The 22,673-nt window shown below is 50.2% G+C and carries 20 protein-coding genes; 10 read left to right on the forward strand and 10 right to left on the reverse strand.

What is annotated here, in order from left to right:
- Positions 1-3: 3 nt before the first annotated feature.
- On the reverse strand, positions 4-1,278 hold the full coding sequence (locus ACZ5ZZ_RS03055) for a Glu/Leu/Phe/Val family dehydrogenase (protein WP_464120131.1): 1,275 nt from the start codon (positions 1,276-1,278) through the stop codon (positions 4-6).
- A gap of 109 nt (positions 1,279-1,387) precedes the next feature.
- Here ACZ5ZZ_RS03055 and ACZ5ZZ_RS03060 point away from each other — a divergent pair, with 109 nt between their 5' ends.
- Positions 1,388-3,097 (forward strand): hypothetical protein, encoded by a 1,710-nt coding sequence (locus ACZ5ZZ_RS03060; RefSeq protein WP_464133339.1) that lies wholly within the window; start codon positions 1,388-1,390, stop codon positions 3,095-3,097.
- On the opposite strand, the gene ACZ5ZZ_RS03065 is transcribed toward ACZ5ZZ_RS03060, so the two are convergent.
- Complete coding sequence (locus tag ACZ5ZZ_RS03065; RefSeq protein WP_464141190.1) at positions 3,069-3,986, reverse strand: alpha-ketoglutarate-dependent dioxygenase AlkB; 918 nt, start codon at positions 3,984-3,986, stop codon at positions 3,069-3,071. The two genes, ACZ5ZZ_RS03060 and ACZ5ZZ_RS03065, sit on opposite strands and share 29 nt — an antisense overlap.
- Positions 3,987-4,101: 115 nt before the next feature.
- On the opposite strand from ACZ5ZZ_RS03065, the gene rfaE1 reads away from it, so the two are divergent.
- From rfaE1 to ACZ5ZZ_RS03080, 3 genes are all read left to right on the forward strand, one after another.
- Positions 4,102-5,130, forward strand: a complete 1,029-nt coding sequence (gene rfaE1, locus ACZ5ZZ_RS03070; protein ID WP_464120134.1) for a D-glycero-beta-D-manno-heptose-7-phosphate kinase — start codon at positions 4,102-4,104, stop codon at positions 5,128-5,130.
- Positions 5,131-5,146: 16 nt separating this feature from the next.
- Positions 5,147-5,524: a DOPA 4,5-dioxygenase family protein gene (locus ACZ5ZZ_RS03075; protein WP_464120135.1), complete on the forward strand. Its 378-nt coding sequence runs from the start codon at positions 5,147-5,149 to the stop codon at positions 5,522-5,524.
- A gap of 202 nt (positions 5,525-5,726) precedes the next feature.
- Positions 5,727-6,206 (forward strand): FKBP-type peptidyl-prolyl cis-trans isomerase, encoded by a 480-nt coding sequence (locus tag ACZ5ZZ_RS03080; protein WP_464141192.1) that lies wholly within the window; start codon positions 5,727-5,729, stop codon positions 6,204-6,206.
- Positions 6,207-6,237: 31 nt separating this feature from the next.
- Here ACZ5ZZ_RS03080 and ACZ5ZZ_RS03085 read toward each other — a convergent pair whose 3' ends face one another.
- The 6 genes from ACZ5ZZ_RS03085 to ACZ5ZZ_RS03110 all read right to left on the reverse strand — a co-directional run bounded on the left by ACZ5ZZ_RS03085 (position 6,238) and on the right by ACZ5ZZ_RS03110 (position 11,126).
- Positions 6,238-7,086, reverse strand: coding sequence for a hypothetical protein (locus tag ACZ5ZZ_RS03085; protein ID WP_464141193.1), 849 nt, complete (start codon positions 7,084-7,086; stop codon positions 6,238-6,240).
- Positions 7,083-7,826 (reverse strand): TIGR02147 family protein, encoded by a 744-nt coding sequence (locus ACZ5ZZ_RS03090; RefSeq protein WP_464120138.1) that lies wholly within the window; start codon positions 7,824-7,826, stop codon positions 7,083-7,085. Before ACZ5ZZ_RS03090 ends, ACZ5ZZ_RS03085 begins: the two co-directional genes overlap by 4 nt.
- Before the next feature lie 141 nt (positions 7,827-7,967).
- Positions 7,968-8,603 carry a substrate-binding periplasmic protein gene (locus ACZ5ZZ_RS03095; protein WP_464141195.1) on the reverse strand — a complete coding sequence of 212 codons (636 nt, stop codon included), beginning with the start codon at positions 8,601-8,603 and terminating at the stop codon, positions 7,968-7,970.
- A 98-nt stretch (positions 8,604-8,701) separates the two neighbouring features.
- Positions 8,702-9,004 carry a KH domain-containing protein gene (locus tag ACZ5ZZ_RS03100; protein WP_464133352.1) on the reverse strand — a complete coding sequence of 101 codons (303 nt, stop codon included), beginning with the start codon at positions 9,002-9,004 and terminating at the stop codon, positions 8,702-8,704.
- A gap of 100 nt (positions 9,005-9,104) precedes the next feature.
- Positions 9,105-9,860, reverse strand: a complete 756-nt coding sequence (locus ACZ5ZZ_RS03105; RefSeq protein ID WP_464141197.1) for a hypothetical protein — start codon at positions 9,858-9,860, stop codon at positions 9,105-9,107.
- A 90-nt stretch (positions 9,861-9,950) separates the two neighbouring features.
- Positions 9,951-11,126 (reverse strand): MFS transporter, encoded by a 1,176-nt coding sequence (locus ACZ5ZZ_RS03110; protein WP_464141199.1) that lies wholly within the window; start codon positions 11,124-11,126, stop codon positions 9,951-9,953.
- A 330-nt stretch (positions 11,127-11,456) separates the two neighbouring features.
- On the opposite strand from ACZ5ZZ_RS03110, the gene rlmN reads away from it, so the two are divergent.
- From rlmN to ACZ5ZZ_RS03125, 3 genes are all read left to right on the forward strand, one after another.
- Complete coding sequence (gene rlmN, locus ACZ5ZZ_RS03115) at positions 11,457-12,656, forward strand: dual-specificity RNA methyltransferase RlmN (RefSeq protein ID WP_464120143.1); 1,200 nt, start codon at positions 11,457-11,459, stop codon at positions 12,654-12,656.
- A 10-nt stretch (positions 12,657-12,666) separates the two neighbouring features.
- Complete coding sequence (locus ACZ5ZZ_RS03120; protein ID WP_464120144.1) at positions 12,667-13,575, forward strand: PfkB family carbohydrate kinase; 909 nt, start codon at positions 12,667-12,669, stop codon at positions 13,573-13,575.
- A 173-nt stretch (positions 13,576-13,748) separates the two neighbouring features.
- Positions 13,749-14,657: a hypothetical protein gene (locus tag ACZ5ZZ_RS03125; RefSeq protein WP_464141201.1), complete on the forward strand. Its 909-nt coding sequence runs from the start codon at positions 13,749-13,751 to the stop codon at positions 14,655-14,657.
- 26 nt (positions 14,658-14,683) lie between these two features.
- Here the strand turns inward: ACZ5ZZ_RS03125 and ACZ5ZZ_RS03130 are convergent, their stop codons facing one another.
- The gene (locus tag ACZ5ZZ_RS03130) at positions 14,684-16,381 is read right to left on the reverse strand and encodes a GMC oxidoreductase (RefSeq protein WP_464141203.1); all 1,698 of its coding nucleotides are present in this window, start codon (positions 16,379-16,381) and stop codon (positions 14,684-14,686) included.
- Positions 16,382-16,388: 7 nt separating this feature from the next.
- Positions 16,389-18,185, reverse strand: coding sequence for an alpha/beta fold hydrolase (locus ACZ5ZZ_RS03135; RefSeq protein WP_464141205.1), 1,797 nt, complete (start codon positions 18,183-18,185; stop codon positions 16,389-16,391).
- 545 nt (positions 18,186-18,730) lie between these two features.
- Here ACZ5ZZ_RS03135 and ACZ5ZZ_RS03140 point away from each other — a divergent pair.
- From ACZ5ZZ_RS03140 to ACZ5ZZ_RS03150, 3 genes are all read left to right on the forward strand, one after another.
- Positions 18,731-20,074: a hypothetical protein gene (locus tag ACZ5ZZ_RS03140; RefSeq protein ID WP_464120148.1), complete on the forward strand. Its 1,344-nt coding sequence runs from the start codon at positions 18,731-18,733 to the stop codon at positions 20,072-20,074.
- Position 20,075: 1 nt separating this feature from the next.
- Positions 20,076-21,215 (forward strand): hypothetical protein, encoded by a 1,140-nt coding sequence (locus ACZ5ZZ_RS03145; RefSeq protein ID WP_464120149.1) that lies wholly within the window; start codon positions 20,076-20,078, stop codon positions 21,213-21,215.
- 223 nt (positions 21,216-21,438) lie between these two features.
- Positions 21,439-22,656, forward strand: coding sequence for a glucose-6-phosphate isomerase (locus tag ACZ5ZZ_RS03150; RefSeq protein WP_464141206.1), 1,218 nt, complete (start codon positions 21,439-21,441; stop codon positions 22,654-22,656).
- The last annotated feature ends 17 nt before the right edge of the window (positions 22,657-22,673 follow it).

Below are 22,673 nucleotides of genomic sequence, written 5' to 3' on the forward strand. Positions count from 1 at the left end.
GCACTAGCGAGGGTACAGGCCTCTCAAAAGCATCGCACGCTCAAGACGTTGAACAGAAACCGCCATTGCTGCGGATCTCATGTCAATGTTCTTTTCTTTAGCCAGGGAATAACCCTTGTCGAAAGCTTTTGTGATAATGCCTTTCAAGCGACCATTGATTTCCTCTTCGTCCCAGAAGAAGGACATAGTGTCCTGCACCCACTCGAAGTAAGAAACAATCACGCCACCGCCGTTGGCAATAACATCCGGAGCAATGAAGACACCGCGTTTATGAAGGATCTTGGTCGCCGCATTTGTGACAGGACCGTTGGCGCCTTCGACGATGATTTTTGCCTGGATTTTTTCAGCATTGTGCGTGTCGATCTGGTTTTCCAGAGCGCACGGGAACAAAGCATCACATTTCACTTCAAGCAGTTCTTCGTTGCTGATCGGCTGAGCTTTTGGATAGCCCTTCAGGAACTTGTGAGCCTTGATGTATTCCATGACGTCAGGAATGTCCAAACCGTCACCGTTGAAGATACCACCGGACACATCGCTGACAGCCACGATACGGGCGCCACGCTCAAAAGCGAATTTCGCCGCGAAAGAGCCCACGTTACCGAAACCTTGGATGGCGATGGACGCGCCCTTCAAGTTCATGCCACAAGCTTCAAAAGCTTTTTCCGCAACATAAACAACACCCAGACCTGTGGCATGGTTGCGACCCAAAGAACCACCGACCTCAACTGGTTTACCAGTCACAACACCCGGCTGTGCAAAGCCGCCGTTTTCCTGAGAATAAGTGTCCATGAACCAAGCCATGGTCTGAGGATCTGTGCCCACATCCGGAGCCGGGATGTCTTTTGTCGGTCCAACAAAAGGCCCGATCTCAGAAGCATAACGACGAGTCAGGCTTTGTTTTTCCGCGCGGGAAAGTTTGGTTGGATCAACAGTGATACCACCTTTGGCTCCACCCAATGGCAGACCCAAAACAGAGTTCTTGAAAGTCATCAAAGCCGCAAGGCCCACAACTTCAGAAAGGTCCACATTCTGGTGGTAACGGATGCCCCCTTTGTAAGGGCCCAAGGTTGGAGAATACTGCACGCGATAACCTGTGAAGACTTTCACACTGTGGTCGTCCATGCGCACAGGGACGGAAACAGTGATGCAACGACGAGGCCTTTTCAGACGCTCTAGGATGTTGGGATCACAGTTGATAATTTTGGCAGCTTCATCGAGAGTTTGAATGGCGTTTCTGAAAAGAGGCCCGTCATAGAGAGGCTCTATCTTGTGTTCCATGGTATGTGTCTCCTTAAATACACCGAAAAATTTTATTGAAGTAAATACTCAAAGTCACTCCGGAAAAAGGTGATGACTCGATGATTCTTTTTGGCCACAATGAGGCCCTATGCTTCGGTCGTGGTTATGTTTTTTCAGCCTTATAGTCGTCAGCTCCAACGTCTTTGCCGCCAACCCGCAACGAGCTTTTCTTGAACAGTTTCAAAGCTCTCGCATCAGTTTCCCCGGCGACAATTCTCCTCTTTTGGCAGACAGCCCGGGGCGTTATCCAGAGCCTCTGAACTTTATAATGACCAACATCATCAGTTGGATTCCGACAGGAGCGCCGAAGCTGATGTCCACGGCATGCTCCCCTGAAGTGTGGGCGGCACGATTGCAGGACCCGCGCGTCCAAAAGTCGGTTCAGTTGCAGGGGGCGTTGGTTCAGAAATACTTCCAGGACTGTCGGACGGAACTCGAGACCGGCGACGACGGCTGGTTTATGAACGTTCGACGGATGATGACGATGAAGTACGATCCTCAGGGGCATCCCTTCCTGCGCCGGGTGGTTGTGAATCTGCCGGGCAATGTAAAACTCAAAGGTTTGCTGGGACTCAAGGGGGATATGAAACGCCGTCCGCTGGTGATTGTGCGTCTGGGAATCTTCTCAAATGTCGAAGACTTCAAGCCCGAGCGTGCGTGGCTGATGATGCTCTTTGAACAGTCGCCCTTCAATGTCCTGATGCTTGAAAACATGTCGAGCCCTGACTTTGTGGCCAACAACAGTCGATTCTCCTTCGGCGGTTATGACGAAGGCATTCAGAACATTCAGGTGGCCCGGTTGTTGACGGACCCGGTGGAGCCTCTGTCGCAGTTGGTGGACAGCATCCATCTTTTCGGGATCAGCCTGGGGGGGCATGGAGTTCTGTATTCGTCTCTGCTGAACAAATACAACTCGCCGAAGCGAGGACCGCTGATCAACTCGTTTACGGCCCTGTGTCCGGTCGTGAACTTGCGCGCGACGATGGAAAGCCTGACCCACAGTGGGGTGAAGTCAGCCTTTGTGGATTTATGGAGCCGTCAGCGTTTGCAAGGTTTGGATAGAAAAATCCCGGCGCTTGAAAGTTTTGAAAGCTTCTCTTACCTGAGCAAGGCCATCTCTGAAATTGCCCGAACATATCATGGCGGACTTTCGTATGTGAACTCGGTCCGACTGCCTCCGGGGGTTGAAGACAATACTCACTTCTGGGAGCTCAACGATTTCTGGCGTCACTACAAACATGTGGAAGAGCCCGTGCTGGTTTATGCAACTGAGCAGGACCCGGCGGTGCCATATGATTTAAACTCCCAGCAGTTGCAGAACAAAGAATTGAAAGTGGACAGTAAAAACATCCGGGTCGTGGAGCTGCCTCAAGGGGTTCATTGCACTTTGCCGGTGCCCTATGACTGGTCTGCGATCACGTCCTTGTTCCAGTCGTATATTCTGTCTCATTCCCCGGACTTCAAAATGACCGAGAGACATCTGGATGTGGATCTGTCGGACGAGGAATGGAAAGGCTTCTTTGATCAGGGTTCCAGGGTGCGGTTTGAGGTTGAAGAGCCTGGCAAGAAATCCGGCTTTGTGACCATCGCGCTGGAAGTGGAAAATGCCAAGGGCAAAGAAAAGTCAATGAACCTGAGCTTGCCACTGTCACAATTTGACTTCCGTTTCCTGAATCAGGATATGACTGGATCCGAGCAGGAAATGATCGTGCGCTGGTTGAATCAGAATCTGAAAATCTCCATCGACCAGAGTGCAGGCAGGGCGACGCTCAGGGCTGTTTGGCCAGTTGCTCTTTAAAAAACTCAGAGTGCTCGGCCAGTTTTGTCATGTAACCGCGGACGTCTTCTTGGGCTTCCGCGGACAGGCGATAAAACGGTGTGACGTGTTCATCGGGAACATAGCGGAACGTGAAGTTGATCCGGCGGGTTTCAAAGTTGTCGATCTCGTTTAACGGGAAGATATGGTTTTCCTTGCGGTCCACACGCTGCACCCGGTGGAAAAGATGCTTTTTATATTTATCTCCGCCAAAAATCTGCAAAGAGCTGTCTTCCAGCCACTGTTGAAAGACGACGTTGGATTTGGACTCTGTTCCCTGGCTGGACACAAACTGGAAGAACGCACGTTCACCGAAGGAAATTGAAGCCACCGGCCCTGGTTCAAAATCTTTGTGCTCGCCCACGCGGGCGCAATCATTTTTCTTGCCGTCTTCACCAATCTGGTCGCCGTAATAGTTAATCAGACATGTGTTCAGATGCCAGCCCCGGGGAATGTCGCGTGGAGCATAGGTGTCGTGTATCAGAGCTTCAATTTTCTGAATCAGGTATTCCAGGATCGGCGGGTAACCTTCCGCAGTGACACAGCGGTTATAAATTCCTTTGGGAGGGTGATAGTAGTTCAGGCAGGCAAACTGCCAGTTCCCCAGCCAGTACACCGGGCGCAGAAGTGGCCTCTGCTTTTGGTTTTCCGGAGGCGGGTTGTTTTTGGAATAGCGCATTTCCCAGATCGGATAAAGTGTTCGCAGGTATTCCATGATCTCGGCTTTTTCCCGGGCAGAGATGTAATTTTGTTTATAGATCAAACCATAGGGCAGGTTTTTTTCCGAGGAGCGCTCGGTCCCGTGGTTGCGAACAGGGGCGCCTTTGTGGGCGGGGGATTTGCCTTGAAACTTGCCTTTGGGTTTGAACATAGGCTGCAGGTTCTATCACGAGGCCCGCCCCAGAGCCAAGTCCGGGGTTTTAGGGGTGACAGTCCCGTCCCCATGGGCTACAAAAGAGCCATATCAGCTTCCGGAGATTGAAAAAATGACAACACCCGTAAAGGCCACCGTAGGCCCTCAGGAAAAAGAGCTTCTTTTAAATCAGATCCCCTTTCTGAAGGGTAAAAAGATCCTGATTATTGGCGACGTCGGTCTGGACGAATACGTCATGGGTCAGGTTCGTCGTATCAGCCCCGAGGCTCCGGTTCCGGTGCTTGAGGTGGAAGAAGAAGACATGCGTTTGGGGTTGGCGGCCAATGTCGCTCAGAACGTCGCCAGCCTGGGTGGGGAAGCCATGTTGATTTCTGTTGTCGGCGACGACACCGGGGCGAATCTGCTGCGTGAATTGTTTGAAAAAAATGGCGTCAGCTGGGAATACATGATCGTGGATAAAGCCCGTCCGACAACCCGCAAGACGCGTGTGATGGCCAAACACCATCACCTGGTGCGGGTGGATTACGAGCTAAAAAAATATCTTTCTGCCGAAGCCGAAGCCCGCTTGATTGAGGCTGTGGAAAAGAATGTGGCCAAAGCAGACTGTGTGGTGATCGAAGACTACGCCAAGGGTGTGATCTCTCGCAATGTGGTGGAAAAAGTGTCTGCAATTTGCAAAAAGCACGGCAAAAAGCTGATGGTCGATCCACACCGCAACAATCATGGCTCATTCTATCAGGGTGTGGATTTGATCAAGCCCAATTACGATGAAGCTGTTGTGTTGACGGGCAAGGACTTCAATGATCTGCGCGACAATCCAAATAAGGTGATCGAAGTGGCGCGTGAACTGCAAAAAATCACCGGTGCGAAGGAAGTTGTTCTGACTCGCGGAAAAGATGGAATGACCATCGTGTCCGGTGACGAGATCACGGAAGTTCCGACCTACGCCCGCAAGGTGTTCGATGTGACCGGAGCCGGTGACACCGTCATTGCCACATTGGCGTTGGGCTTGATGTCGGGCCTTTCTTTGGTTCACTCTTGTATGTTGGCAAACTACGCCGCAGGTGTGGTTGTTGGCAAAGTGGGCTGTGTTCCGTGTGAAATTCCTGAGCTAAAAGAGTATATCCAAACAGCTCACTAAGCGATCGGGGGGAGCGATGCAAAAGACCTACACTGTGAACAGCAAGCTTTTGCCAGCAGGTTTTCCCCGTGAATTTGATGCGCACATTTACTTTGATGAAGCTCATCGCGAAAAGGCGGCTCACTTGCGTGATGAAGCCATTCGGATGTTTGAAGGTAAAAAAGTTTTTGTGGGTGAGATGATTCCCGAAGCCATCGGACCTCACCCCGTACCTATGTTTGAAATCAATTTCCCCAAAGAGCATTTTACGGAAGTTGTTCTGTGGCTGATGCATGAGCGCGGCGAGCTTTCGGTCCTGGTGCATGAGTTGACCGGGGATGATTTGTATGACCATACTCAGGCGGCCTTGTGGCTGGGCCCGGCCGTAGAGCTCAAATACGATAGATTTAAGTAATCTTCGTGTTATTTTTTCTTTATTTGGACTGGCCAGATGCCGATAGGATGTTATACTGGCAAGCAAGACCGCAGTTCTTGCCAGGTCGCCCATGTGATCCACGTGACTCAAATTGATACTTGTTAGCTGTTTTTTTAGATACTGAACCGCAAATGCATCAGGGTTTTGAACCCAACAATGTTTCGCCAACAAAGGACATGCTATGAACGTTCAGATTGTATCGTTTCACTGTGTTCTTAAAAACAGGCTGGGTCAGGTCATCAGTTCGACCTACAACCGCGATGTTCTGACCTCTTTGCCGGGTGCAGATCACTCTCTGCCGGGTTTATCCGTTGGTTTAAAAAATATCCGCAAAGGTGAAAAGCGCCAGATTGAACTGAGCGCTGGAGAAGCCTACGGGTTCTACGACACCAGCAAGGTGTTGGAGGTGGCGCGGGAATCTTTGGTCGGAGGCTCTCAATTAAAAGTGGGGGAAAGTGTTCTTTTTGCCCGTGAAGGCAAAAAGGTGGAAAAGTTCAGAGTGACCGATCTGTCGCAGGACCGAATCACTTTGGATGGCAATCACCCTTTGGCCGGCCAGGATCTGATTTTTGAAATCGAGGCTTTGGAGGTTCGGGAGGCCACGCCGGAAGAGATCCGGGAGTCACTTCCTGAAGAGGATGAAGGTATTGTCTTGCACTGATGAATGATAAAAAGGGCCTCAAACGCCCTTTTTATTCACAACCCATGACGGTGCGGAGCTCAGACTGAAATGGAAGCTTCGTCTTTTTGACTTGTTCGCAGCTATCATTGACCTTATGTGCACATATCTTGGATGTCGGAACGCCCTGGCTTCGCAGTGTTTGCAGAATTTCAAGGGCGGCTGGGGCACTTTGGATGTCGCTTCGTAAAAACCAGTTGGTCAGGCTGATTGAGCCGACGCAAAGATCCATATTGATGTTCCAGTCCTTCATTTTGCCGATAAAGGCCGGGCACTCGTAATCCAGAGCGCGGAAGATCAAAGATTCGATCTGAGATGGGGTTATCATTCTTTTAAATCGTTGTTCAGGCACGGACTCTAGCTGCTCGCGATTGCACTGCATGATTGCAGTTTCCATTGTAGCAAAAGAAAGGGGACTGTCCGGTTGCAGCAGCTGCCAAAGTGCGATGGAGTTCTTGTAGTCTTCGTCAAAGATTCCAACGATGGGCAGAAGCTCATGCAGAACCAGAAGAGTTTTCTGTTTTTCGCTGAGATTTTTCCAGGCGGTTCGTGAAACCACAATTCGGGGAGGAACGGCCAGAGGCTGATTGATGGCCGCCACTTCTCGACCTTCCAGCACAAGTTTATCGACCGAAGAAAAGACCACCGTGGTTTTGGCACGCTCCAAAACTTCGCGGTGGATAGAGGCGCCGTTTTCAAGAGGTAACGTCCAAGGCAGGCGGTCCAGCGTCGAGTCTAAAACGAGCAAGAACTCAGCCACAAAGGGGTCACCGCCGTTGGTTTCCTGACCGTCATTTATGGCTGATGCGTGGGTTGAGAAACTCAGAATACAGATTAGTAAAGCTGTCAGTGTCAGTTTCATAGACCGTCCTCTTTGACGGGGTAAAAGGCGCTGCTAAAGTTATAGACTGCGTTCAGTTGGCTTTTTCTTTTTTCAGCCAGACGATGAATTTTAAGACGCGCTTCACGGATAATGTCCTTCATCGCCGGGATGTCATCGGTGTGAATTGCAACGGTGAGTGTGCTGTTGTCGCGTTTTTCCAAGGGAACTTCGTCCAGCGCTTTTTGGGCCATCTCCAGATACTTCTTTTGCAGGTTGCGGCGCAGATCACTTGTGTAGGGGATTTGGACCGTGGTCAGATTTGAAGGCGTATATCCCGTTCCTTGAGTGTTCTTTTGCAGAATTTGATGGTTTTCCAGGAATGCAATAGTCTGCTCAACCTCACCAATGGACATGCCAAAAAGTTCAGCCAGCATCGGAAGGTTGCGGGAAGTGTTCGGAAGCTTCAGGGCTTCCAACAAAATGGGATGGACCCAGCTGTAGGTGGACTCAAAGAACTCTGCGTTCAACGGATTGAAGGAGTGGGTTTCGGCAACGGCATTTTTTAAGGCGTCGGCTTCCTCCGCAGAAAGCTTCAGACAATCCACCCACTTGGCCACCGTTTCGTCCGAAGGTATGCGCAGGCCATTGAGGATCTTTGACAGAGAGCTGGGGTCCGTTTTAAGCAGGCGGGCGAAGGATCTTAGAGAGAACTTGGGATTCTTCTCTTGGCGTTTCTTCAGCTGAGATTGCATGAATTTCTGTACAGTCATGGAGTTCATTAATTCATGACTCCACCTTGCATTTAAACAAAAAAGTGCGGCGCCCATAGGAAATGTGGCTTGAGTCAAAGCCACATGGCGCATTGCGGTAGGTCTGACAAGGTTCAGAGTCAGTCTTGGGGGGGCTTAAAATTTGTGATCTTAGCGGTACTTGGCAAAGATTCTTTCGAGGCTTCCGTCGGTCTTCAGTTTGCGGATGGCGGCATTAAGTTCCCCGATGGACAGAGGGGCGCCTTTGCGCAACCAACAGCGCACGGGTACTTCTTCCACAACCAAGCCCCGGCTTTGAATTTTGGAATTTTTGTGGTGACTGAGGTAATAGGCCAGATGAACGGCCTCTGCCAAGGCATAGTTGAAGCGGGAGCTTTCGAGTTTCTGCAAATTCGTTTCTTCGTTGGAAGAGTCGTCTCGAATCAGTTTTCCGGAATCGAACCTGTCTTGCAGAGTTGGATAATTGTACTTTAATACAGTGCCGATCCTTTCTCCCGTCAGTTGATCAAGGGATTTTGGCGGCGTCGTCTTTGAAACAATAAGATTTTTTGAAACGAAAAGAGGCTCGGACCAGAAGACGTCTTCATCGCTGATGTGGGCCCATTCTCGGGAGGTGTAGCAGTTCAGATCAATTTTATTTTTTTGTGAGTATTCCTTAATGCGAAATTTTGGCAGCACCAGAATCTCGATCTTTTGGTTTATTTCCTTACTCAGAGCAAGCAAATATTCTGCGGTAATTCCTTTGGGGGTCCCTTGAGAGTTGGCAATATACCATGGCGCCGACATGTTTTCGCCGATCACCGTTTTTAGCGACGATGCGGCCTGCGCAGTCTGATTCAGACAAAATAAAAGAAATAAAATTCTCCAAATAGGCACGCGCCATCTTAGTCTTGAAAGAAGGGAATTTCAACTATGGCGCGAAATCCTTTCCGGGCAGAGATAGAACCAATAAGTGTTCTGACCGCAGAGATGTTTTTTCCTTTGGATCCCAAAATTTGACCGATACAGTCTTTGCTGCATGCCACATGGTAAACTGTGGTGCGCTCCCCCACCTCGAGGCTGACTTGAATGCTGGAACTGTCGGTCACAAGTTCTTTCACAAGATCATAAAGAAGTTGGCGTCCGTCTTCCCGGTGTTGTGAAAGACTTGAGTCATCCGAGCTGGCAACAATCTTTGGTGTATTCATGCCATCAGCTTACGCAAGTTCCCCGAGGATGTGCAGATGGTGTGCAAAAGAACGCGACTATCGAACAATTGAAACTGGGGCTTTGTGCAAAAGCCTCGAGCTATGGAAGATCTTTTTCGATCGCTGAAAGCGCAGTCCAAAGCAGGGGGCCGCCACCGGTAAAGCTGGCAAGGTCTTCACGCGACAGTGGCAGCAGGCGCAGCTCCGGCTTTTGATTGCGGGGATTTAAGCGCATTTCCAGTCGGGCTCGTGAATAGCGGGAAGGGTTTTCGGGGTCTAAAAACAGAATTTCCTGAGCGTTTGAATCAGCCGTCACTTTTAGGACAAAATGGAATCCGCGGATTTCACTTTCGTCAAGAATAGGAATCATCGGATCGCCTCCACGAGGCCCGCGATCACGGCGTCCCATAGGGGGAGGCGGTGATGGGCGAGAATCATAGCGCAGCAAAAGAATCTGTGGTTCTGGAACCAAGAGATCGTTCAGAGTCAGCTCGCTGTCGGAAAAGTAACGCCCCTTGCCTGCATAGCGGTGTATTCTTCCAAGCAGTGCATCCAAATTTTGCATGTATTGAATCAATTGCGGTTCGATCAGCCCGCGGTGAATATCGACTCCTTGAGTTCGACTGAGTTGTTCGGCCTGCTGAAGCAGTCGAATCTGCTGGTCCTTATTAAAGTTACCGTATTCAAGTTGCAACCAGTTGATGGCACTGGCGGGACCGCACAAAGAGCTGGGTCCTTTCCCTGGGATGATTCCGCGCAGGTAAAGCTGTTCGTCGTTTTGGTTGAGCATCAAGACCGGCAGTTGAGCCTCGGGTGGCAAGTTCACCAGAGTGGCTTGTGCAAATTGCGAAATCAAAATAAGGATTAAAAAAAGCCCTGAGCGCATGGGCTTGTTTTTAAATAAAATGGGTGCGAATTTCCTCTGAAATCATGGAAATTGTAAATATTAACGGGCCAGTGTGGAGGCTTGCGCCAGCAGGGAAGGTTTTTTGAAAAACCAAGCGTAGCTGTTGACCATGACGAGGGAGGCTATCAGGAAGAAGGACCCTGCCAAAATGGCATTCTGGATTCCGATAAAGTCTGTCAGTTTTCCGATCGCCAGATGCATCAGAATCAGCATCAAGGAATCTGTGGTCATCATATAAGTGACGGCGGTGTCCAGATCCTGCGGGAACTCGGAAGATATCCAAGAGATTGCCAACGGATAAAAAGGAGCCACGGCCAAACCCGATCCCGCCAGGAAAAGAGGATGAATGTAAAGCCCCGCCAGCATCAGGATCAGGCTTCCGACCAGAGACGCGGACAGCAGAAAGCGTGCAGACTGGTGAAAGTGAATCACCGCGAAAATCAGGCGCCCCACCATCATGCACACGAAGAAGTAAGTCACATACAGGCTGGAAGCTTCCATCGAGAAACTCCAGGTGCGTTGCATGTACAGAGCCAGGCGCGAGGAGATCATAATCTCTGCCGCGACGGCGAAGCTGAGCATGATGGCCAGAAACAGCTGCGGCTTGAGATTCTTTTTCTTATTGGCGCGATGTTCATCGTCCGTCACGGTCGAGCGGGAATGCAGGGACTTGTGACTGGGGTGATAGGTATACGCCAGCAGGCACAAAGGCCCCACCGAGGCGATCGCAAAAGTCCAGCGCCAGCTGCCGGTCAGATATTCGATGGAAGCCGCCAGCAAAGGCGCCATCAGACTTGCTAGTCCATACATGGTGTGAAGTCCGGCCAGCATCCGCTGCTTGCGTTCGGGGCTGGAGCCCATCGGGACCAGAACGTTCGGCACCAATCCCAGGATTCCCATGCTGAATCCAAAGCCAAAACTGAAGATCAAAAAGACCGGGAAGATGGGTGAAGCCGCCAGGCCCAAAAGTGAAACAACCAGTCCGATGGTGCCACCTTTTAGAACGGTCAGGCGATCATAACGGCGCAAAAGATAGCGGCAGGCATAGCTGGAGATCAAGCCCGAGATATTGCTGAGAGCGAACATCAAAGAGCCCATGCCGTCACTGACGGCGAACTGCTTAAGGATTTCTGGGAAGAGGGGCCCTCGGATATTGTCGGTCAGACCGAAAACAAAAAGGCTGGCATAGGACAGGAAAATAAAGGGCCAAATCATGCCCTTCAATATAGAGATGCGCCTGGGAAAAACAAGAGAGGAAGTTTGCAACTGGATTCTTTCCATAGGTGCCGACCGGCTTGTGACCGAGCCCTCATATTGGGCGTGGCTTTAAGGCTATAGATGGCTTTGATTCCTTGTAAGTTTTCCCGAAAAGCCCTCAAAAACCCCCTTCTTGATGTCTCAATTATATGAAATCCCTAGGAAATGAAGGGGGCTTATGCTACAAACCCTGCACACATAATCCTTTAACCAAACGGGGTCGGCCGACAGATCGGTGAAGATCCCAGCTGTAACAAGCACGGCTGTAACAAGCCAAGGAGCCCGAAGATGGAAGCAAACGCCGGCAGCATTCTTGCGCCCGTTAATTATTCTGACGACAACGTCGCCAAACCCCTTGAAAATCAACCGGTCAATTTCTATTCCCTGACTTTGGAAGATCTGAAAGCCTATATCAAAAGCAAAGGCAAAGAGCAGTTTCGTGCTCAGCAGATTTTCAAATGGGTCTATGAACAGCGTGTGACCGATCCGGAACAGATGACCAATCTGTCCAAAGAATTCCGTCAGGCGTTGCCAAGTTTGTTGTCCTTTGATCTTCCTCCGGTGCTTCAGCACTTGAAATCTGTCGATGGCACTCAGAAGTTCCTGTTCGACATGAAAGACGGCATGTCTGTTGAGGCCGTGGTCATTCCTTCCGAAGACCGTCTGACTTTGTGTATTTCCTCTGAAGTGGGCTGTAACATGGCCTGCAAGTTCTGCTTCACCGGCAAACAAAAACTAAAACGCCGTTTGCGCACTGAAGACATCGTTGGTCAGTTCATGCAGGTGCATGATCGCTTGGGTGAAGGTCAGCGTATCACCAATATCGTGTTCATGGGTATGGGTGAACCGCTGGACAATCCAGAAGCGGTCTTTAAAACCATCGACGTGATCCATTCCCCTTGGGGTATCAATCTGTCCCGCAAGAAGATCACGGTTTCGACATCCGGTATCGTGCCTGAAATGTGGCGTGTGGCGGATGCGAAAGTTCGTTTGGCAGTCAGCTTGAATGGTCCGAACGACGAAATCCGTTCTCAGGTGATGCCAATCAATAAACGCTGGAACATCAAAGAACTTCTGGATGCTTGTAAAGAGCACTACCGTGTTTCCAAAGACAAGATCACATTCGAGTACGTTTTGCTTAAAGGCGTGACCGATCAACTGGAACATGCACGTCAGTTGGTGAAACTGGTGAAAGACGTTCCGTGCAAAATCAATATCATTCCGTTCAATGAACATCCGGGCTCTGGTTACGAGCGTCCTGACGATGACACGATCCAGGCGTTCCACACCGAGCTGATGAACCTGGGGGCGCATGTTCTTCTTCGTCGCTCCATGGGTCGTGACATCTTTGCAGCTTGCGGTCAGTTGACCACAGTGAAAGAGCGTCCTCAGACGATGGATATTTCCAACTCTCGTCTGGCGGGTCTTCCTAAATATAAACGTGAACTTTTGGCTGCGCAGGAAGCAGAACAAAACAATCAACACTAGAGGTAACATTATGTCTGAAATTCTTGTTGTCGGCAGTCTTGCTTACGATTCCATTGAAACTCCATCCGGCAAAGTGGACCGCGCTTTGGGTGGTTCCGCGAACTATTTCTCTTTGGCAGCGTCTTTGTTTTCTAAAGTTCGTGTTGTCGGTGTTGTGGGTGAGGACTATGACCAGAAGGACTATGATCTTCTGAACAACCGTGGTGTGGATCTGGCGGGTTTGTCCAAGGTTCCGGGGAAGACCTTCCACTGGGCAGGTTCTTATGAAGGGGACCTGAACGAAGCCAAGACTTTGAAAACCGATCTGAACGTCTTTGCGGATTTCAATCCACAGTTGCCAGAGCATTTCAAAGATTCTTCCTTTGTGTTCTTGGCGAATATTGCGCCGGAACTGCAGTTGCAGGTCTTGGAACAGGTGAAGTCCCCGAAATTTGTCGGCATGGACACCATGAACTTCTGGATCTCCATCAAGAAAGACAAGCTTGTGGAAGTTTTGAAGAAGGTGGATCTGGTTCTGATCAATGAAGGTGAAGCGAAGATGTTGACGGGCGCGGCCAATGCGATCTCGGCGGCTCCTTTGATCACGGCGTTGGGCCCTAAGGCTGTTGTGATTAAACGCGGTGAGTACGGTTTTGCCATGTACTCTAAGGACGAAGGTTACTTCATCCTTCCGGCAATGCCGATTCCAACCGTTGTAGATCCAACAGGCGCTGGGGACACCTTCGCCGGTGGATTCTTTGGCTACTTGGCAGCTCAAAAAGAAGTTCCAACGATTGCGCATCTGAAGCAGGCCTGCATCATGGGTTCCATGATGGCCTCTCACACGATTCAGGATTTCTCTGTGAAGGCGCTGGCGAATGTCACGCTGGGTGATCTTGAAAAACGATTGGCTGAATACAAGAAAGTCATCACAGTTTAATGTCTGTAAAGTCGGGGGTCTTCTGTCCAGAAGGCCCTTGGTCTGGTTCTTGCGCGACAATTCCCCCTCTTTTCTGATCCTTGGTCTGGCTTGGTCAGGCAAACGAAACAAAATTTAGGTAAAAATATTCTGACGTATCAATAAGATGCGAACTTCTGCCGATAGATGTGTATATGAAAACACAGCATATCTTAGCATGGGTTCTCTGTCTTACTATGTTTGGAACGATCTCCTGTTCGGGAGACGAAGCGGCATTTCCGTCCGTGACGGACACTCCAAGCACAGATCCGGGAACCGATCCGGGAACAGACACAGGGACAGATTTGGATGCGACAGTTCCGGATGGCACCGGCTTGTATTTCCGTCTGGGGATCAAATGGGAATCGGCTGCTGAAGATTCCGCCTTTACGAATCTGAGTCGCGCCGAAAGTGGGGACTGTGTTGTGACGTCTGTCACACCGGATATCACCTGCAGCTTCACGGTTCCAGAGGGGCAGCTCTACTACAGCACTCTTCAGTTTAGAATGGGAAGTAAAGCGGCAGCCTCTTGCCCGATTTTGAAGTTCCGTCCGTATTACTATCAGAAGTCAGCGGCCTCGCCGGTGGCGGATGATCCGGGAACACCGGGCGATGAAACTGCTCCGGGTTATACACCTTCGGGCTCTGACACCGAGTTGTCTTGCGCTGATGGCAAAGAGGCTCTGTGTTTTGGTGGTGCCGCTCCTCACATGGTGGAGGGATTCCCGGAAAATACGGGTCGCTACTTCCTGCCTCAGGTGACACCGGAATCCAGCTACAACTTGGATTCAGAAAATAAATTGCGCTCTTATTATGGCGCTGGCGTGAACTATTTGGTGACCAATGACCTTCCGACTCCTGATCGCGCTGCGAATGCGAATGCTCCGGCGGATCTAGCGGCCTCCCGAGAGCGCGTTGGTGGCACCTTTAATGACTACTATGTGTGGTGTGAAACATTCTGGGCTGAACCTGTCTTCAGCATCAAAGTCATGATCTCGGATGAAAATGAAGATCCGACAGGTGGCTTGGATCAGTACCCGGACTGGCCGGGTGTGAACAACTAGAATTGGATTCAAAAGCTATGAAATTTTCAGAGACTCTGGGCTTCCAGGGTCTCTTTGTTTGTGGCAACAGCCTTTGTGGGGATTTGTTCGGCGATGTACTCTGCAATGGCGGCAATGGTCAGCGAGGGATTCGGGCCTGTGGAAGTGGGCAGAATGCTGCCGTCGACTACGTACAAGCCGGGGTGTCCATAAACCTCACCCCAGGGACTGACCAAGCCCGTGTCGGGGGTCTCTCCCATCGGGCAGCCCCCCAGGGGATGAACGGCCACGACCTTGTTTAAGTAGGTCAAAGGGTTATCAACAAAGAATCCGCCAATTCTTTCTGCGATCTTTTTCATCTGTGTTCTGAGACGATCAAAGTGTTCCTGGCTGCCTTCCATTTTCCATTTGATCACCGCCTGGTTGTCCTCGCGTAGCTGCATTTCACCATCGGGTTTATCGCGTCCCATTCCCAAAAGAACGAAGCATCTTTTCGTGAACTCGGCGCGATCAATGGCGCGGGCGAACTCTTCTCCGACATTGACGGGGCCGGTATCTTTGGCGCCAAGGATTCTCAAGGCGTATTTCTTTAGACTTTGTGTTATCAAATTGGTCAGTCCAGCCAGTCCGTGCAGTTGCGGGATTTTTCCCGACAAGTACCACGCAAAGCCCACGGGGAAACCAGCCTCTTGCAGATACATACCGTGCGGATAGCCATCGGCATAGTCTTGAAAGTTGTATTCAATGGCGCTTGTGATCACCGGACCGTTGGTTGCATCTACATCTTCTTTGGAACCAAAAATCAGCCCCAGAAGGTCCCCGTTGCCGCTCCATTTTTTTCCCAGCCAGCGATTCAGATGTGGCAGGTGACCGTGTTTCTTCATTTTAAGAAGCAATGATGTGGAGCCGACAGATCCCGCCGCCAGAATGACTTTGCGGGAGGTGAAGCTGTTTTCCTGCTGTGGAAACTCCGGGATCACATAAGTCACTTTATAGTGATCGCCTACGGATTCAATGCGTGTGACCTGGGCGTGAGTTCGAATATCCAGAGCGTCCGGGCCGCTGCGAAGATGGCGCGCTCGGAACAGATAGTTTAAATCCAATGTGTTCTTAGCCTGGATGTTGCAGCCAATGTCGCAGTCGCCGCATTTGTTGCATTTACTTTGCAAAGCTCCGTGAATGTTATGTGTTTGATGGCCGGGGAAGCTTCCCTCAAAACGCACCGCCAAGGCGGGCAGAGCAAAACGAGGCGGTTCTGTGCTGCCTTCTGGCGCCGGCATTTCTTCAGAAAGACGTTTGAGCAAAGCCGTCTTTGGAGTGTTGCGATAGTAGTTCTGACTTTCGAAGGGGTAGGGTTTGGCTTCCATCATCTGCTGAACTCGGTCATAGTATTTGTCCAGGGAAGATCGGCGGTAAATCTGCGGCCAACCTTTGAAGAACCGGTCCGGCATGCGATACAGGACATTGGCATAAATAAGGCTGCCGCCCCCAAGGCCACTGGCGGTCAAAGTCAGAACATCGCTGTCAGGGTTGTCACGAATTTCCATCAAACCGAACTTCTGATCTTCCGGGTCCCAAAACATCCGTTGTTGGATGTCGTGGGGGCGGCGGGGAAATTCATTCATCCTCCACTGTCGACCGCGCTCTAGCAGGCAGACTTTATATCCTTTTTCCACCAGACGGCAGGTCATGACAGAGCCGCCGAATCCCGAACCAATCACGATATAGTCAAAGTCCAAGTTCATAAGAATCCTAGGCAATGCGCAAGCGTGCCTTTGTCTGAGGTTGTTGAACAGAGTGTTGTTTTAGAAATTGAACAAGTTCCGGGAAGATCTCCTGATCGCAGAACTGCCCCATGAATATATCCTGATGGCCATATTGAGGGAACTCCCGGTACTGCACTTGCGCTTCGTTCAGAGTTCCCTTGAAGGCTTCAAAGGTGAGTCTGTTGGACTGGGGGAAGATATGATTTTCGGCACCGGAAATTAAAAGAGTCGGGGGGAGCTTCCGTTTTTTTAATTCTTCCAGATAGTTGATCCGCCCGTCCCAAGAAACCGATTGTTTTTGCAGCAACATCTTTCGAATATGCTTGTGGTAGTGAAAGCTGGTGCCACCAAAAAGATCTGACAGTCTGCGATGGGTGGTTGGATGGATATTGCGATGGTTAAAAACTGCCGGGAAGCCCCAGCCCCACATGAAGCTGATCATATGGCAGGCCGGCTCTTTGCATTCGCGACGCAATGATCGCTCCATGGCGGGAATCCATTTTCCGAAGGTGGTCCCGGGCATGTAGGGAATGCGTGGACTGATATAAGGATATCCCAGAATATTCTCAAGCAGTTCGGGCCCGACCATCATCTTCATCATCGCGGGCCGATGAACCTGAGGAGTCAGAGAAACACTGTTGGCCGTGATACTGCCAATGTTATCCACATACCCAGCGGCATAGGAGGCCATGAACGCCAGCGATCCCACGCAGTGGGCGATCACATGAATACGCACCTCCCTTCCGCATTGCTCTCGGATGTACTGAAGGCTGCGGGGAATGTCGTACTTTGCAATATCATCGATCGTGTAGCGATGGGGGGTCAGATTGTAAGTAAAGCGGCCGCTGCCTCGCCAGTCCAGCGACCAGACATCACCAAAGCCGGATTTATGCAGGTGATTCACTAGATTTTCATGCTCGGGCATGATGAACATGTCTGTGGAAGACGTCAGTCCGTGAATTAAGAGCACCACATCCTGACCGGGTTGGGTTTTAAAGCGCTGGATCGAAATACTCAGCCCGTCGCGGGTGTCCAGAGGGTGCAGAGTGCATTCACCTTGATGCACACCTTGAATGGTCTGGGGCGGGAAAAAGTGTTCATTCCAGCGTTGCGTGGTTGTGCTGAAGATGAAGGGTGCGTAGACCTCCCACAGATTTCCCAGAAAAGCTTTGAAGTATTTCAGGATCAACTGCTTGTCTTTAATGGCGGATGCGGCGTTGGTTCTGAAAGTCGTAAGCTGCTTTAAGAAATCAGCGGGATTGATTTTTAGAACGCCGACACCGGCGATGGCCTTGTTACTGAAGTTTTCATAAAGCGAATGTCCTTCCCACAGATAGAAGTACAATGTTGTGGTTTGGGACCAGATGTCCGCTGTACTTTCCTTCAGCAGGTTCTTGTATCCGAACAAGGTCCACTTTTTTTTCTCTCGGTCTGTGAAAAAGAGGGTGTAGTGCATTTCTTTGGCTGTATTGCGGTCCGGGCTGGCCGCGGGGCGGGTAAAGAGATGAAAATATCCTTCTTCAATAGACAAGGAATCACCAAAACGAATGTCTGTGACAGTGCCCGCAACAGTCGAAGGAGCGCTGTTGTCGTCGAAGAATTTTTCCAGATTCGGAACTTGAATGGTTAAACTGAACTCGAAAGGCAGGCGGTCAAAACGTTCAGCTTCTTGTTCAAACTCATTTTGTGAGAGGGGAGAAGATGGCGACAGAGTGAACTTCTTCGAGACAAAGAATCCAGACATTCTTTCTTGAAACTCGAGTGCTGTGGCTTGCTTGGGCATACAACAATCCTTTGTTTGTTGATTCAAATTACGTATTTTTCGCCGGTCAGTAAATACGTCACAAGCCTAGGTTTCATGGACGCAGCGATGATTTCGCGGACGCAAAAAGAAATACTGTTCACAACGCACCAGCCGATCAAACGACATGGAAAGTTGTAATTATTGAAAAAGACGCAGCTTGAAAAAAGCCGATTGATGCGGACATGAGGTGGTTTATTTGTTAATCTATTTTTACATCAGTAAAGGAATCTTTGGGTTCCGGGGCACTAGGTTCCGGAAGTTTATGGATGGTAGGGTCGCCATCATAAGGAGTGCCCATGGATCTTCCTCAGAAGTTCGTGAACCTTTTGGTTATTCTTATCCCTCTGGTTGTGCTGGTTTCAGCGTTTTTCATTCTGGATTATTTGCAAAAGAAGAAGAAGAAGGATGTGGACTAGCCTCCGGATGTCTCGGAATGAAACAGGCTCGACCTAGATCCTGATATTGATCCGGCTTTGTTTTAGGCTTAAAGGGAAGTCCGGAAAATTCCGATATTTCCCTTAGACATGAGCAAAAAGAAAAAGAAATCTTCAGCTGCTGAGAATCTCATTGAGTCATTGATGGATGACCTCAAGGATATTCAATCCGAGTCCTCGTATCGTGCGGGCGGCTCTGATGATGATTTTGCCGGCTTGCCGGGTCTTGATGCTGATGAACACCGTCTGGAGAAAACCTCGGCCGGGAATCTTTGGGACAGTCTTGAAAAAGATATCGGCAAAGATCCCAGCAAGGAACTGGATGCCTCAGAATTTATTGGTGGGGCAGACTATTCGGCAGATCCCGAAGCAAGTTCTTACGAGGGCTCTTTCAAAGAGGCCGTTCTTGAAAGCTCTGAAGATTCAGAGGATGTTGGTGACTTTGAAATGCCCGAAGGGTTTGGTGATATACCAGCCTCCGAGCGCTTCATGGTGGGCCCGTCCGTGGGTGAGGAGGAGCGTTTTGACGGTCCTTCCGCAGATGCGGGCTATCAGTCCGCAGAGGATCTTGCGTCCCCTCCGACTCCGACGATGGATGATGACTCCACTCGTCCGGTCTTTAGTTCTCCGGCTCCGGCGGGGGAAGATAAAACAGTTTCCATACAGCAGGATTTTGGTGCGACCAGTTCTGTGGTAGGCACTGATGCCGACAAGACTGTGGCGGTCGAAGGTTTTGCCAATGCCCGTGTCGGTGCCCGCAAGGCTCCGGAAGTGGATGTTAAGGTCAGCGTGGGTAATTTCCGCGGCAGCCGTGGCTCTGCCAACGTGATGACGTCCGTGGATGCCAGTCTGGCTCAGGCTGAAAACCTGAAGCTGGCGCAGCAGCGCATTCTGGAACTGGAAAAGGAAGTGGAATTCCTGCGTGCGGAAAATGAAGAACTGGCTTCTGCCGGCGAAATCATCCGCTCCCGCACGGATGACCTGACCGTCCGTATTTCCGAGATTGAAAAAGAAAAAATTGAAATGCAGGAATCCGCACAAAGCGAGATTCTGATTCTGAAGGGCAACCTTCAGTACAAAGAAAATGAAGTGGCCAAGGCCCGCATCAAGGTGGAAGAGCTTGAAGCTAGACTAAAATCCGACTTCAAGAAGATCCGCGTTCGCGAACGGGAGCTGGAAAACCGCCTGGAATTGCTCCGTGCGGAAAAGTCCGCCCTTGTTCGGTCCAAAGATGAGTATATTTTAGAACAGAAAAGAAAGATTGATCAGCTCTCTCAGGAACTCGATAATTACCGTAAGAAATGTCTTGAGCTTAACAAGACGATCGAGGCCAATCAGGATCAGGTCAAACGAACCGAGCGCGCACTGCGTTTGGCTTTGACGAACCTGGAGGCGAAGGAAGAGAATCTCGTTCCGTTGAAGAAAGCTGAGTAGTATGGAAGCCACTTCCCAGGTTGAGAGTAGCGAAGGCACCGCCGTCGCGAAGCCCGCTCCCATTAAAAAGGTTAAGGTCATTATCAGTGATCTCCATTTGGGGAAGGGTCGCCTATTGGAACAGGGCGGGATCAACTCGCTGGAAGAATTCTACTATGGTGAAAAACTGGTGGAGTTCATCCACTACTATTCCACCGGTATCTATCGTGACTACGAAGTTGAATTGATTATCAACGGCGACTTCCTGAATTTCCTGCAGTGCGACTACAAAGGGCATTTTCTTTCTGTGATCACAGAAGCGGTCACTCTTGAAATTCTGAAAGACTGCGTGAACGGTCATCGCAATGTTTTCGCCGCGCTGGCCGAATTTGCCGCCAAACCCGGGAACACCATCACCTATATCGTTGGCAATCATGACCAAGGCATGTTGTGGCCCGCTTGTCGTGCTTACCTGAATCAGGTTATTGGCACGCCGATTCGTTTTAAAAATATCGTGTACTTCTTTGATGGCGTGCACATCGAGCATGGTCACATGCACGAGGCTGCCAATCGCATGGACCCCAAGAAATTCTTCCTGAAAAAGGATCTGGTGGAGCCCATCTTGAATCTGCCTTTTGGATCTCACTTTTTCCTGGAGGTCGTGCTGAAGATCAAGCAGCACTATCCGCATGTGGACAAGATTCGTCCATTCGGAAAGATGTTGCGCTGGGCTTTCCTGAATGAAACAGGGACCATGATCAAGGCCTTCTTTATGGCCGTGGGATACTTTATTAAAAGTGCCTTTGTGAAGGATCCTCGACGCCATTGGCCCTTAAAGCGGATCATCCAGGTGATCGCCGAAAGTGCCATTTTCCCTGATCTGAGTGAATCCGCCCGCAAGATTCTGAACGATGAACGTGTCCACACTGTGGTTTTTGGCCACACGCACGTCTATCAGTATCGCCAGTGGTCAGAGAATAAAGAATATTTCAACACAGGAACATGGACTGAAGTCACATCTTTGGATATCGTGTCTTTGGGAAAAATCACGAAGCTGACCTATGTTCTTATCGAGTACCCGGAGGACGGAGGACGACCGCGAGGGCGTTTGAAGGAGTGGAAGGGTTATCACAAAATCGAAGAAGACGTAGCCATTTCCTAACCGGCCGATGAAAACAGCCCGATCGACTGCGTTGTCGGAAAACCTTCTCGCTCCGACGTGCTTTGAGCACGCCTGCGCTGCGAGGGTTTCCCTCCGCGTGGGCTTCGCCTCAAAAATGCCAGGGCATTTTTGTGCGCTTGGACCGTTTTGATTGACCTTCAGCTTTGGGTATAATCCCTTTTTTTAAAACAGGATTTTAATATTTCAGAAAAGAGACATTGGTATGTTGGAGATTACTCAGGGGCTGCATAAGGTGGATCCAGTTGTTTTGGGGAAGTGTCAGGAGTCTTTGAAGTTGTTTTTACAGCGCAAAGAGATTGGATTTCCGCAACTGATGGAGCGGGTTTCTTTGTGGCAGCAGTCCTATAAAGTGGGTACGGAGCTGGCAGAGAAGTTTAAGAAACTGGTGATTGTCGGTCTTGGCGGAAGTTCTCTGGGCACTCGTGTGATTGTCGAGGTTTTTCGCGCTCGCAACATGTACTTTGTTGATAATGTCGATGCTTTGGATTTTGAAGCCATGATCGAGGAACTGGGCGATCTGAAAGATGTCGCCTGGGCGTTTATCTCCAAAAGCGGAACGACGATTGAATCCTTGTGTGCTCTGGAACTGGTGGATCAGATCTATCAGGAGGAAGGGCTGTCCCTTGCACGCAACAGTGTTGTTATTTCTGAAACCAAAGACAGCAGTCTGACCAAGTGGGCGCGTGATAATTCTGTGGCTATTTGTGAAATCCCACTGGATATCGGAGGGCGTTTTTCTGTGCTCTCTCCTGTGGGAATGATGCCGGCGGCTTTCCTGGGCTTGGACCTGGAAAAATTCCGTGTGGGCGCGATGCGGGCCCTGAACGATACGGCGGTGATTACTCAGACCATGGCGCAAGTGGTGCAAAGTTATCAGCGGGATGAATGGATCACGTTGTTGTGGATCTATAATTCCCGTATGAAATCATTCGGAGCTTGGTATCAGCAACTTTGGGCAGAGTCTTTGGGGAAGCCTGTCACACGTGACGGGAAACCAGCAGCACGCGTCAGCACTCCGATGTGTGCGGTGGGGGCTTCAGATCAGCACTCCATTTTGCAGCAGGTGATGGAAGGCACGAAAGACAAGTTTGTGATCTTCCAACGTGTGGAGGAATCCGAAGGCGGCTCTCAGCGAATTCATCGGGCTCAATTTAAAGAAACGCAGGATCTTCAAGGTCGTACGATGGGTGAGCTTCTGCGGGCAGAATGTTTGGCCACGCAAGAGGCTTTGAGTCAAAATGGGATTTCAACGATGACTCTTAAGACGAAGGTCCTAGACGAACACAGTCTGGGGTACATGTTCATGTACTGGCAGCTGGTTGTTGCGGGTCTGGGGGAATATCTGCAGATCGACGCTTTCAATCAACCCGGTGTCGAGCTGGGCAAGAGACTAGCGAAAGAGAAATTGAAGAAAGCATGATTGTCATTCGTCGCCTC

It is taken from the genome of Bdellovibrio sp. HM001, from assembly GCF_055397275.1.